Origin of the sequence: Sphingosinithalassobacter tenebrarum (genome assembly GCF_011057975.1) — a bacterium.
Taxonomy (GTDB): Bacteria; Pseudomonadota; Alphaproteobacteria; order Sphingomonadales; family Sphingomonadaceae; genus Sphingomonas; species Sphingomonas tenebrarum.
This window is the reverse complement of record NZ_CP049109.1, coordinates 985,953-998,295: the sequence shown is the minus strand read 5'-3', so window position 1 is coordinate 998,295 and position 12,343 is coordinate 985,953. Positions and strand designations below refer to the sequence as shown.

The window sequence follows — 12,343 nt, the reverse complement described above, 5'->3', positions numbered from 1 at the left end:
GCGGATCAGATCTCGGCGAAGAATTCGGGCAGCACATCGACTTCCTCGCGCACCACTTCGCGCACCCGCACCCCCAGCCGCCGCTCCTTGAGCAGCTCGCACAGCGCCTCGCCATCGATCAGGTCGATCGCGGGCGCCCCGTCGCGCGTCGCTTCCCTGCGCGCATCGGCGGTAAAGGTGCCGGTGGTGATGATCAGCCCCTTGTCGGCGCGCCCCTGCATCGCCCCGCGAAAATCGCGCACCGTGGAAGAGCCCACCGACCCGGTATAGCGCTTGCACTGGAACAGCACCTGAAAGCTGATCAGGTTCATCCGCAGCACGCCCGACCCGTCGATCCCGCCATCGCCCGACCGGCCGCTGACTTCGACACGCACGAACCCGCTTTCGCGCAACAGCCGCTGCGCCAGCCGCTCGAACCCCGCCGGGTCCATCCCGCGCAGTGTGGCGAGGAGCGTGTCGTTCCAGTCCGCCGCGCCATCATCGGCCTCCGGGTCGCCGTCTGGCATCGCCTCTGAGGCCGCCCTCGCCTTCTGCCGCTCGGCATAGCCCCTTGCCACTGCCTTGCGGATCGCCGCCTCGTCCCAGTCGAGCGCCGCGCGCCCTTCCTCGGTCAACACCCAGACGGCGCGCCTCGGGTTATCCACAAAGCCCGGATATTTCAGATAGCTGCGCGCCCAGGACATACGATCGGGCACCACTTGCACGCCCGAAGTCGGATAGGTGACGTCCATCTGCTCGGGCGTCAGCCCCAGCATCTCGATCAGCGCCTCCTGAATCTCCTCATTGCTCGCCGATCCGCCATGCGCGTCGAGGACACGCATCGTCGGGAGCATCAGTTCTTCGTGGGCGGGAATGGCAACCGTCATGCTCTCTCCTCACGCCGCCTTGCGCAGCCGGTATCCCTCGCCGTCGCGGGCGACATGGCCCAGGCGGACCAGCGCGTCGAGCGTCGAGGCGATGCGTTTTTCGATCCTGCGGCCCTGCGAATAGCGCGCGGCGATGGCGCCCGCGGTCATCGTGCCGCCGCCGCGCAGATCGGCGAGCACCGCGGCGGTCTGGCCGATCGCGTCGCGGGGAAAGGCGGGCTTTTTCGCCTTGGCCTCGGGCAGCAGCGCCTCGATCTGTTCGGCGCGGCCCTTGGCGGGAAGCTGGGTAAGGCCCGCCTTGGCGATCTGATAGTCGGGGCGCAGCCAGCGGACCGTGCCCGCCTGTTCCTCGGCATGGCGTTCGGCATTGAGCGCGACCAGCCGCTCGACGATCGCTTCGTCGGTCAGGTCCTGCGGCCAGCCATAGGCGTCGGCGACGGCGGCATCGATGCGGTCGTGCAGCTCGGCGATGATGTCGACACGCCCGCGCGTGCGCTGGTCCTGCTCGACCATGTCGAACGGCTCGCCCTGCACCAGCTTCGCGCGCAGATTATAGAGGCCGGTCAGCGTCAAATCGCCATGTTCGGCAAGCACTTCCTTGCGCGTGGCATCGAGTTCCTCGGCGAGATCGCCGATGATCTTGCGCTGGGCTTTGCTGGCGTCGGGGAAGGGGAATGGGTCGAAGGTCTGGGACTTAAAATACCTTGGCCGATCCTCGAGCATCCCGCTTACTTTCAAACACCAAACTGCATGAATTTTTGACGAAATTACCCCGAGCATGTCTGCATTCTTCGCTGCAATTATAACCACGCCATCATCACAAATAATATTCACGCTCAAAAACTGAAATACACGGTGCTTAGCCGTATCTACCGTGGCAATATATCTATCAATACCATTCAATGCGGGCCGCAATTCTGGCCTAGGCTTACCCATAAGCCACCACTTATCTAGATACGCCAGAGCATCTACAGTAGGGGACTTTTGAACCTGCGCTTCCCTCGCGGGACGCACGGTGGTTAGGAGATACTGATATACTTCAGGAAATTGACGCCTAACGTCAGACTCTGATCCGGCCTCAAAGAAGTCAATAACGTATTTATTTTCAGAATAAATAGGGTTTACTTGAGTTAAATCCCGACCATTTCGGTAAGGCCGAATGAAGTTATCAAGCCCTTCGCGACGTCCTAGACCAAGGCTTCTCGCATCTGACAGATGTATCGAAAAACCTTTACCGTGCAGTTTAACGCCGTCGTGGCAAATCCACGCGTTCGATAGCAGTTTAACTGCACGCGTAACGTCAGTTCCGATACTCAAATCCGAGTTGATCGTCCCGTTTATCTGACTAAGCACAATATCCGGCGCGTCAGTCCCCAGCCCTTGCTCTGATATCACGTCGAGCAACATGCCCTCTCGCTTCCCCGCCTCGGCGACGGTCATCGCGATCCGCACCGCCGCCGCGTCGCGCGTCGCCTTGGTCCAGGGATGGTCGGGGATCGCCATCACCAGGCTGATCGGCGGGCGCCCCTCCATACGCTTCGCGATCACCCGGCGGCTGAATTCCTGCGTGATCGAATTGGTGGTGACGAAGCCAAAGCGCTTGAGCGCGCTGCCCTTGCGCGTCAGTTGCTCGGCGGCGCGATCCCACCAGTACATCACGAAATCGGCCGATTTGTTGATCTTCGGATTAGCCTTCCAAAGAGCTACTGCGTAGGATTCACCGAAACGCGAGCGAAAGTCCTGACCCGCGATGAACGGCGGATTCCCGACGATATACTCCGCCTCGGGCCATTCGGGGCGGCGCGGATTGGGCAGTTCGGTGCCGCTGCCATCGGCTTTCGGCCGTTCAGGATCATGCGCCAGCACCGCATCCATTGCGGTGATGTTCGACAGTTTTTCCAGCACCGGATCGCTGATCGACGCCTTGTTGCGCATCTGCCATTGCAGATAGCCGAGCCACAGCACCAGCTCGGCGATCGCGGCGGCGCGCGGATTGAGCTCCATCCCCAGGAAATTGCGCGGATGCACCGTATCGGTTTCCAGCGCCAGCGCCTCCTGACCGCCCAGATCGGCAAGCACTTCGAGCACATCGCCTTCCAGCCGCTTCATCAGTTCGAGCGCGACATAGAGGAAATTGCCCGTGCCGCAGGCGGGATCGAGCACGCGCGTCTTCGCCAGCTTCACATGGAAATCATGCACCGCCCGGATCGCCGCCTGCGGATCGCTTTCGCGCTCGCGCTCCACCGTGCCCAGCACCGCGCCTTCCCATTCGTCCTTGAGCGGCTGGATGATCGTCGCCTCGACCAGCCGCTCGACATAGGCGCGCGGCGTGTAATGCGCGCCCAGCCGCCGCCTTTCGTCCTTGTCGAGCGCCTGTTCGAGCAGCGTGCCGAAAATCGCGGGTTCGACATCGGTCCAGACATGTTTGGCGGCTTCATACAGCTCGCCGATTTCTTCCTTGCGCAACGGGATGGCGGAGCGTTCGGCGAAGAGGCCGCCGTTGAACTTGCGCACTTCCTTGCGCAGCACCGGCGAAAATCCGCCGGTATCCATCACGCGCCACAGATCCTCCAGCATCGGCGCGAAACTGTCCGGGTTGCTCCGCGCATCGGACAGCACGTCGAGGAAGCTGCCTTCGGCGAGCAGGCCGCTATCCTCCGCGAACATCGTGAACAGCACGCGCATCAGGAAATGCGCGACGCGCTCGGGCTCGTGCCCGCGATCCTCCAGCAGCTTGCTGACATCGGCCAGCCGTTCCGAAATGTCGCGCGTGACTTCGGCTGAGTGCTTGGCGGGATCGAGCGCGTGCGGATCGGTCCAGATCGCGCGCAGCCGCTCGCGAATAGCCTCGTCGCGCAGATCCTCCAGATAGATGCGGAACCCTGCGCGATCGGGGAATTGCCGGTAATTGCGCCCCTGCCCCGAAAAATCGGCGAACACTTCGATCGCATGGCCGACATCGCACACCAGAATGAAGGGCGGCCAGACATGGCTTTCGGGCAGCGCGCGGGCATATTGCTCCGCCTGTTCGCGCGCGTTGCGCATCAGCACGTCCCAGGCGCGATGCGCGCTGCGGCGCCCGCGCACCTGCGGCGCTTCTATCCCCGGCAGGCCCTGTTGTTCGGCGGCGAGCGCGACTTCCTTCGCCCCGCCCTTCTGCCGGCTCTGCTTGGCCTCCAGCACGAAGCAGCCGCGCTTGTACAGGTCGATGCGGCCGTGCCCCGTCTTCCCCTCGGCATCGCGAAAGGTGACGGCGCGTTCGAAGACGTAATCGTTGTTCTCGTGCGTCGCGTCGGCCGGATCGGGCGGAGGCAGATCGAGCAGCGCGCAGAGTTCGGACAGGAACAGCGCATAGTTGGCGCGCTCGGCACCGCCTTCGTTCCTGCCCCAGCGTTCGATGAATTCTTCGACGGTCACGGCATCCCCCGCGCCTTCCTGCCCGGAAAAGCCGCTTCACATCAAGCGCCTTGCCGGGCGGGAAACTTCCATATCGGTCGCTTGCCAAAATGCCCGGTGACGCCGATACCGATCACGCCCAGTGTTTCGGACGTGGAGCGGCGGAGGGCTTCGGCATTCCTGCCCTGGGCATCACGCCCCGGTGCGCAGGGAATCGTCTCGCACAGGCAAGGGAAACCGGCACACGTCTCGCGTCCGTGTCGGCGGGGCCAATGCCCCCTAAAATCCCATGCCCCGCGCCCCTATCTCCCCTCTGTACCTTCCCGAGGAACAGAAGTAGAACTCTCCGCATGGCACTTACCGAGATTACAAAGCATGGGTGTTCCCAATGCTGACCCACATAAACGTCCGCGGCGCGCGTGAGCATAATCTCAAGGGCGTCGACGTCGATATTCCGCGCGATACGCTGACGGTGATCACCGGGCTGTCGGGCTCGGGCAAAAGCTCGCTCGCCTTCGACACCATCTATGCCGAGGGGCAGCGGCGTTATGTCGAGAGCCTGTCGGCCTATGCGCGCCAGTTTCTCGAGATGATGCAGAAGCCCGATGTCGATCATATCGAAGGCCTCTCCCCCGCAATCTCGATCGAGCAGAAGACGACGAGCCGCAACCCGCGTTCGACCGTCGCAACCGTCACCGAAATCTATGATTACATGCGCCTGCTCTGGGCGCGGGTCGGCGTGCCCTATTCGCCCGCCACCGGCCTGCCGATCAGCGCGCAGACGGTGTCGCAGATGGTCGATCGCGTGCTGGCATTGCCCGAGGGCACCCGCCTGCTCCTCCTCGCCCCCGTCGTGCGCGGCCGCAAGGGCGAGTATCGCAAGGAACTCGCCGAGTGGCAGAAGGCGGGCTTCCAGCGCGTCCGCATCGACGGCGAGACCTATCTGATCGAAGAGGCGCCGGCGCTCGACAAGAAATACAAGCACGACATCGAAGTGGTGGTCGATCGCCTGGTGGTGCGCGAGGATATCGCGACGCGGCTGGCGGACAGTTTCGAAACGGCGCTCAAGCTGGCGGACGGGCTGGCCTATGTCGATCTGGTCGATGCGACGGTTGCGGAAATCTCTCCCCTCCCGCTTGCGGGAGGGGCCGGGGGTGGGCGCGTCAATGAAGCACCGCAGTCCTTTGTCGCGGACGGGGACATTCCCACCCCTAACCCCTCCCGCAAGCGGGAGGGGAATGCGACCGGCGGCAACCTTAAGGGCGCCGGCATCCCGGACAACCGCATCGTGTTCTCGGAGAAATTCGCCTGCCCCGTCAGCGGTTTCTCCATCCCCGAAATCGAACCGCGCCTGTTCAGCTTCAACGCCCCGCAAGGCGCCTGCCCCGCCTGCGACGGCCTCGGCGAACGGCTCGAATTCGACGAGGATCTCGTCGTCCCCAACGATCAGCTCAGCCTCAAGAAGGGCGCGATCGTCCCCTGGGCCAAATCCAACCCGCCCTCGCCCTATTACATGCAGGTGCTCGGCAGCCTCGCGCGCGAATATGGCTTCAAGCTCGACACGCCCTGGCACGAGCTGTCCGAGGATATCCGCCACGTCATCCTGCACGGCACGAGTGGCATCCCCGTCACCCTCACCTTCGTCGACGGCAAGAAGAGCTACGACGTCAAGAAGCCGTTCGAGGGCGTGATCGGCAACCTCAACCGCCGCATGCTCCAGACCGAAAGCGCCTGGAGGCGCGAGGAACTGTCCAAATATCAGGCGAGCCACCCCTGCGAGACCTGCGGCGGCGCGCGCCTCAAGCCCGAGGCGCTGGCCGTGAAGATCGCCGGGCAGGACATCGCCTATGCCACCCGCCTGTCGGTGGTCGACGCGCTCGGCTGGTTCAAGGAGCTGCCCGAAAGCCTCACCGGCCAGCAGCGCGAAATCGCCACCGCCATCCTCAAGGAAATCGACGAGCGGCTCGGCTTCCTCAACAATGTCGGGCTCGATTATCTCAACCTCGATCGCACCAGCGGCACCCTGTCGGGCGGCGAAAGCCAGCGCATCCGCCTCGCCAGCCAGATCGGCAGCGGCCTTTCGGGCGTGCTCTACGTGCTCGACGAACCCAGCATCGGCCTGCACCAGCGCGACAACGACATGCTGCTCGCCACGCTGCGCCGCCTGCGCGATCTCGGCAACACCGTGCTGGTGGTCGAACATGACGAGGATGCGATCCGCAGCGCCGACTATATCCTCGACATGGGCCCCGGCGCGGGCGTGCATGGCGGCACGGTCGTCGCGCGCGGCACGCTCCCCGAAATCCTCGCCACCGAAGGCAGCGTCACCGCCGATTATCTCAACGGCACCCGCGCGATTCCCGTCCCCGAAAAGCGGCGCAAGGGCACCGGCAAGAAGCTCACCGTCCACAACGCCACCGCGAACAACCTCACCGGCGTCACCGCGGGCATCCCGCTCGGCACCTTCACCTGCATCACCGGCGTATCGGGCTCGGGCAAGTCGAGCTTCACCATCGACACGCTCTATGCCGCCGCGGCGCGCCAGCTGAACGGCGCCCGCGTCCTCGCCGGCAAGCACGACAAGATCACCGGGCTCGAACATCTCGACAAGGTGATCGACATCGATCAGTCGCCGATCGGCCGCACCCCGCGATCGAACCCGGCGACCTATACCGGCGCCTTCACCAATATCCGCGACTGGTTCGCCGGCCTCCCCGAAGCGCAGGCGCGCGGATACAAGCCCGGCCGCTTCAGCTTCAATGTAAAGGGCGGCCGCTGCGAGGCATGCCAGGGCGACGGCGTGCTCAAGATCGAAATGCACTTCCTGCCCGACGTCTATGTCGAATGCGATGTGTGCCACGGCGCGCGCTACAATCGCGAAACGCTCGAAGTGAAGTTCAAGGGCAAGAGCATCGCCGACGTGCTCGACATGACGGTCGAGGACGCGGTGGAATTCTTCAAGGCCGTCCCCCCGATTCGCGACAAGATGGCGATGCTCGCCGAAGTCGGCCTCGGCTATGTCAAGGTCGGGCAACAGGCGACGACCCTGTCGGGCGGCGAGGCGCAGCGCGTCAAACTCGCCAAGGAACTCAGCCGCCGTGCGACCGGCAACACGCTGTATATCCTCGACGAACCCACCACGGGCCTGCATTTCGAGGATGTGCGCAAATTGCTCGAAGTGCTCCACGCGCTGGTCGAACAGGGGAATACGGTGGTGGTGATCGAGCACAACCTCGACGTCATCAAGACGGCGGACTGGATTCTCGACCTGGGGCCAGAGGGCGGCGTGAAGGGCGGCGAAATCGTCGCTGAGGGCGTCCCGGAAAAGGTCGCCGCCGAACCGAAGAGCTACACCGGGCGGTATCTGGCGCCGCTGTTGCGAGGCCTGAGCCGGGACGAGCCGGTCCCGAGCGAAGCCGACGCGTCCGCGTTGGCTTCGGCGCAATCGAAGGGCCGGAGGCGGGGGTGAAAGAGAGACGAATAAAGGGTCGCATCTGGCGCCATTGTTGAGACATCAAGCTACGGCAGCAAATTCACGAACCATAGCGGCCGCGATCCGGCGCGCCCCGGCTGTCGGCGTGTTCACGCCGACAGCCTTCGTCGCTTAAGCGAGACGCGAGCACTCTGCACACCGCGGCTTCCCGCCGGTACCCGACCGGCGATTTTCCGACTCGATATTGTTACCGGTGTTACAGTTGGTGTTGTCGTGGTGGACACTCTGCTTGACCGAGTGCCATGGTGAAACGCGAGCCATAAAGCTGCTCCTTATTAGTGACTCTTTCAGATTTGTCGCTATATGGAGACCGTGCGGGCGTGTGCTCGCCGGCCTCGGCATTCACTGCGGTGTCCGGGCCATGAACCACATGACGCACCTCCTTCCTTTGGAGAGGTTCGCCGTCGGACTTGCAGGCACTGCGACGAACCGAAAATTTGCGTGGCCGAGGGAAACCTCGGCCACCACCTTCTATGTGCCGAATCATTTCGCCGGTCAAGTCCCGACGACTTGTTGCACGTCGTACACAGGGGTAGACAACGGCGTACACACCTCGTAGGTGCCATTCTGGAGGTCGCCCTATGAACCTGCTGGGTCTTGCGGAAATTTCTGAGCTGTTGGGGGTAAGCAAGCAGGCCGTAGCGAATTGGCGCGCTCGCCGTGATGATTTTCCCAATCCAATCGCGACCTTGAAGAGCGGACCGGTTTGGTCTGAAGACGCTGTCCGAAGTTGGGCGGCTGCAGAGGGCTTGGCAATCCAAGCCGCAGAGAGCTCCGCGCCCGAATCACAAGTCAGCCGACACGCTTCTGTCGTCTCGATAATGAATATGAAGGGCGGGGTCGGGAAATCGACCTTAGCCGCCAACCTTGGCTGGTACGGAGCCATCCGTCGCGATTTACGCGTTCTATTGATAGATCTGGACCCGCAGTTTAACCTTAGCCAGTATGTGCTGGGCGTCTCTGCGTTTGAGACTCTACTGGCGGAGAATCAACCGACCATCGAGTCAATATTCCGGCAGAATGCTGCGGGAAAGTCGGGGCCCAATATCGGAGAGATTATTAATGTCGTCAACGAGTGGGATGACGGCTCATGCCTACATCTTATTCCAGCAAATCTTGATCTCGCCTGGACTATGCGTTTCGCCTTAGAAAAGGCGCACGTTCTGCGTGATGCTGTTAGCGAAGTTAAGGATAGATATGATGTCATCATAATTGATTGCTCGCCGACCGAATCGATATTGACCTGGGCTAGCTACCTCGCCTCGGACTATATATTGGTGCCGGTGAAGCCAGAGTTCTTGTCGACGATAGGGCTACCACTACTAGTGCGGTCGCTTAAACACTTTGCTGACGCCCACAGAAACGACCCAGTTCCTGAGATTATAGGCATTTTGTTCAACGACGTAAGCGACCGCGTAGAGCACAACCGGTCGCGAGAGTATGTTCAGCGCTTGGCGCATGATAACAATATCCCGATCTTTAAATACGAGGTGAGTCACTCAGACTCGTATCCGGCTGGTGCTCGGAGCGGCAAACCGATTTTCTGGACCGACAATGCAAGAGATGCAAAAAAGTCTGAGTTCTCAAAAGTGGCAGCCGAGTTTTTTCAAAGGATTGGCCGATGACTCCCAAGCAACAGCGCCTGATAAAGGATATTGCCAGCCTTTTCGTAAAATATGACGTGAAAGACTGGGAAGTTGTTATTGGCGCTCTATCTTCTACAGATACATCATTTAAGTCTGATCTCTTGGTTCTGATAAAAGAAATTTCTGCGGAAGCAGCGAAGAAAAAGAGCACCTCGAAGGCAGCAACGAAACCTACAAACAAGCCAGCACTCTCAAAGAGAAAGCAGCTTACGAAGCGCCTAGAGGCCCTTCGGAATGCCCTCGCTTCGAAAAGCGCATTTGCGACCACTTCTGAGATTCGGCGATTCGCTGCCTTGATCGGTTTGAAAGAAGATCTGCCGGACAGTCGCCCAGAAGCGATCGAGCAAATTATCTCGCGACTCGCAGATAAACCAGATGATCAGGTTAAAGTCATACTAAGCAGAGTCAATGTATCACAGTCCGAAAAGTCTAACTTTGATGATGAGTTTTCAAGATGGGCTGCTGTTATTTTGAAATCGGCCTAACTAGTCGAATAGTGACCGCTGGACGGGCTTTTGCTCGGGGAAACGTTTTCCAGTTAGAACTTCCGACACTCGGCCTTGGTTGATATCCAAGCGTGCGGCGATTTGATGATTGAAGAGGCCTTCCTCTCGCTTCAATCTACGGATCTCATCCGCGATTGCTTGGGTCATCTTTGCTGCGGGAGTGGGCATCTGGTATCTTTACCAGAGCCTCACCTCACTTGCGAGTCCGAGAGTCTAAGCCCAAGTTCCGAAGCGCAGGCTGAGTTTCGTAAATGCTTACCTAAGTTTCGCGTGCCCCCGCCGATAGGCCAGCGGCACCGCGCCCAGAATGCTCGAACAAGCGCGGATTCTCTACCAGCTTCCGCTCGCGCTCGATCGCGCCTAGTCTTGATGCGCGTATCAGCACCGAAAGCGTGGGCGACTATGGCGTCGAAGACCTCGAAGACTGACGACTGGCCCGGCCGGCGGCTCGACATGGCCGCCTATGGCCGCGAACTCGCGCGTCGGCGTGCCGAAATAGAGGCGGAAGTCGGCCAGCCGCTCGACGTGCCGCGCAACAGCGGCGCGCGGCGTACCGAAAGCAAGCGCGCGCTGCTCGCCGAAATCAATCGCCTTGCCGCTGCCAGGGGCTTTCGCTGGTAATTCCGGCGACGATCTGCCCCCCAACGCACGCTCCTAATTTGCAATTCCCACACCCACACCCCACATAACCCTCGCTACAGCCGCATATCGTCGGTCTTCGGTGCTTTGCGGCTCCGCGTTCCTTCTATCCCTGCCCCCTGAAGCGCGAGGTCCGCCCGCACGGGGCGCGCCGACAACAGAAGGAATGACTTATGAGCACCACCGGAACCGTAAAATTCTTCAATGCCGACAAGGGCTATGGCTTCATCGCGCCCGATGGCGGCGGCAATGACGCCTTCGTCCATATCAGCGCGGTCGAGCGCGCCGGCATGGTGACGCTGCAGCAGGATCAGCGCGTCTCCTATGACCTGGAGCAGGACAAGCGCGGCAAGATGGCCGCGTGCAACCTCGAACCGGCCGAATAATCCGGCATTTGCGGCGGCGCCCCATCGGCGCCGCCGTTTTTGATTCTCCCAACCGGAAGGCCCCCGCAATGACCACCGAAGCCGAAACCTTCCGCGCCCGCGCCGACGCCGAAGCCGCGCTCGCCGCGCAGAGCGATCTCGCCAATGTCCGCGACCGCCACTTGCGATCGCAGGCGGCATGGGAGGCGATGGCCACCCGATCCGAACGCGTCGCCACCCAGCGCGCGCGCAACGAAGCGGCCAAGGCCGCAGGCTGATCCCGCGCGACGCCTGCCCGCCGGGCAGCGCTGCATGTGCCCGGCGGATGCCCTGGCGTGGTTCGTCCCCATGCCCGTCGCCGGACGTCGTTTCGTAAGCGGAAAGAGAGTTGCGCGCGCAAAGCGCGAAGGGATTTTGATCGACGCGGTCCGCCCCGCCCATGCGTTCCAGCGGTTCATCACGGCGGATTTGATGCCGCTTCGCGGCGAATTGGCACCGCCGCCTTCGTGGCTTTGTGGCTTTGTGGCTTTGTGAGTGGCCCCCTTTTGCTTCGCGCCTTTGCGTGAGGCGAAATCAGCGCTGTCCTACAGGCCCCGTCGCGGCATATGGAGCGAGTCCCCCAAAGCGCCCGGAGGACGCCCATGCCCGACTTCGCCCCGCCGTTTTCGCGCGCTTGTGCGCGCGCAGGCGCACGCGCGTCAGGTCACGACGGCCACCGGCCCCCCCCCCGCTGCATGCTACCGCACGTCCCTGCACGAACGCGCCGGCACCGCGGCGGAGGGGAAAGGATGGGGGACGTGGTGTCTCTTTTGTCTCCTTTCGCCGCGCGCCCGCTTTTTCGGCGGCCGTTCCGCCGCTGATAAGCAATCGGCAACCAACGCCGGTCTAGACCGGGGGGCAGTCACATGCCGGGGGGATGCGGCACGGCAGGCATTGCCCCCCGAATGAGCGAAACGAGGGATCGATGCACAATCCGTTGTTGCGATTCTATCTGATACAGGCGCTCGAATTCACGGGGTATTTCATACTGACGGCGGCGCTGGCGGTGCTGGCGGGGCGGCTCTGGCTGGACGCGCCGAGCAGCGATTTCGCGATGGTGCTGGCGCTGTGCCTCCTGGTCGGCGGTTTTGCCGGCGTGCGGGCGCGCAGCATGTTCCACAGCTTCCGGCGGACGCGCAATCGCATGCGGCATGCCGAACGGCCGCTCGGCGTTCAGGGGCCCCCGTCCCGCTTGGCGCGCCAACGGCACCTGCACTGGCGCCAACGCACCGAGCGCAGTTGAGCGCGCCGCCGCAAATCCTTGATGAAGCTGGGAAGTCTCCCCGATGCATCGCCAGTTGTTCATCTCCCGCTAATCCAGGTTAACGGAGAAAGGGCGAACAGCCCGGACGCGGGTATGCCAAGGCGGCGTCTCATCAGGGGGAGACTGTTC

The 12,343-nt window shown here is 62.1% G+C and carries 9 protein-coding genes; 7 read left to right on the top strand and 2 right to left on the bottom strand.

The window, feature by feature from the left end; genetic code table 11:
• Window positions 1-5: 5 nt before the first annotated feature.
• Together G5C33_RS05035 and G5C33_RS05030 are read right to left on the bottom strand one after the other, a co-directional pair.
• Window positions 6-866, bottom strand: coding sequence for a restriction endonuclease (locus G5C33_RS05035; RefSeq protein WP_165326217.1), 861 nt, complete (start codon window positions 864-866; stop codon window positions 6-8).
• A 9-nt stretch (window positions 867-875) separates the two neighbouring features.
• On the bottom strand, window positions 876-4,283 hold the full coding sequence (locus G5C33_RS05030; protein ID WP_165326216.1) for a class I SAM-dependent DNA methyltransferase: 3,408 nt from the start codon (window positions 4,281-4,283) through the stop codon (window positions 876-878).
• Between the two features lie 367 nt (window positions 4,284-4,650).
• Between G5C33_RS05030 and uvrA the strand changes: the two genes are divergently transcribed.
• The 7 genes from uvrA to G5C33_RS04995 all read left to right on the top strand — a co-directional run bounded on the left by uvrA (window position 4,651) and on the right by G5C33_RS04995 (window position 12,193).
• Entirely contained in the window at window positions 4,651-7,731 is a 3,081-nt protein-coding gene (gene uvrA / locus G5C33_RS05025) for an excinuclease ABC subunit UvrA (protein WP_165326215.1), read from the top strand.
• Window positions 7,732-8,336: 605 nt separating this feature from the next.
• Complete coding sequence (locus G5C33_RS05020) at window positions 8,337-9,380, top strand: ParA family protein (protein ID WP_165326214.1); 1,044 nt, start codon at window positions 8,337-8,339, stop codon at window positions 9,378-9,380.
• Window positions 9,377-9,886 carry a hypothetical protein gene (locus tag G5C33_RS05015; protein WP_165326213.1) on the top strand — a complete coding sequence of 170 codons (510 nt, stop codon included), beginning with the start codon at window positions 9,377-9,379 and terminating at the stop codon, window positions 9,884-9,886. Before G5C33_RS05020 ends, G5C33_RS05015 begins: the two co-directional genes overlap by 4 nt.
• Before the next feature lie 423 nt (window positions 9,887-10,309).
• Window positions 10,310-10,528 (top strand): hypothetical protein, encoded by a 219-nt coding sequence (locus tag G5C33_RS05010; protein WP_165326212.1) that lies wholly within the window; start codon window positions 10,310-10,312, stop codon window positions 10,526-10,528.
• Window positions 10,529-10,719: 191 nt separating this feature from the next.
• The gene (locus tag G5C33_RS05005) at window positions 10,720-10,932 is read left to right on the top strand and encodes a cold-shock protein (RefSeq protein ID WP_165326211.1); all 213 of its coding nucleotides are present in this window, start codon (window positions 10,720-10,722) and stop codon (window positions 10,930-10,932) included.
• Between the two features lie 68 nt (window positions 10,933-11,000).
• Entirely contained in the window at window positions 11,001-11,189 is a 189-nt protein-coding gene (locus tag G5C33_RS05000) for a hypothetical protein (protein WP_165326210.1), read from the top strand.
• A gap of 686 nt (window positions 11,190-11,875) precedes the next feature.
• Entirely contained in the window at window positions 11,876-12,193 is a 318-nt protein-coding gene (locus G5C33_RS04995) for a hypothetical protein (RefSeq protein WP_165326209.1), read from the top strand.
• Window positions 12,194-12,343: the final 150 nt, after the last annotated feature.

What these genes read in the sequence shown, in the direction of transcription:
- G5C33_RS05035 (WP_165326217.1), bottom strand. Translation starts at nt 866, where the DNA reads ATGACGGTTGCCATTCCCGCCCACGAAGAACTGATGCTCCCGACGATG.
- uvrA (WP_165326215.1), top strand. Translation starts at nt 4,651, where the DNA reads ATGCTGACCCACATAAACGTCCGCGGCGCGCGTGAGCATAATCTCAAG.
- G5C33_RS05020 (WP_165326214.1), top strand. Translation starts at nt 8,337, where the DNA reads ATGAACCTGCTGGGTCTTGCGGAAATTTCTGAGCTGTTGGGGGTAAGC.
- G5C33_RS05015 (WP_165326213.1), top strand. Translation starts at nt 9,377, where the DNA reads ATGACTCCCAAGCAACAGCGCCTGATAAAGGATATTGCCAGCCTTTTC.
- G5C33_RS05010 (WP_165326212.1), top strand. Translation starts at nt 10,310, where the DNA reads ATGGCGTCGAAGACCTCGAAGACTGACGACTGGCCCGGCCGGCGGCTC.
- G5C33_RS05005 (WP_165326211.1), top strand. Translation starts at nt 10,720, where the DNA reads ATGAGCACCACCGGAACCGTAAAATTCTTCAATGCCGACAAGGGCTAT.
- G5C33_RS05000 (WP_165326210.1), top strand. Translation starts at nt 11,001, where the DNA reads ATGACCACCGAAGCCGAAACCTTCCGCGCCCGCGCCGACGCCGAAGCC.
- G5C33_RS04995 (WP_165326209.1), top strand. Translation starts at nt 11,876, where the DNA reads ATGCACAATCCGTTGTTGCGATTCTATCTGATACAGGCGCTCGAATTC.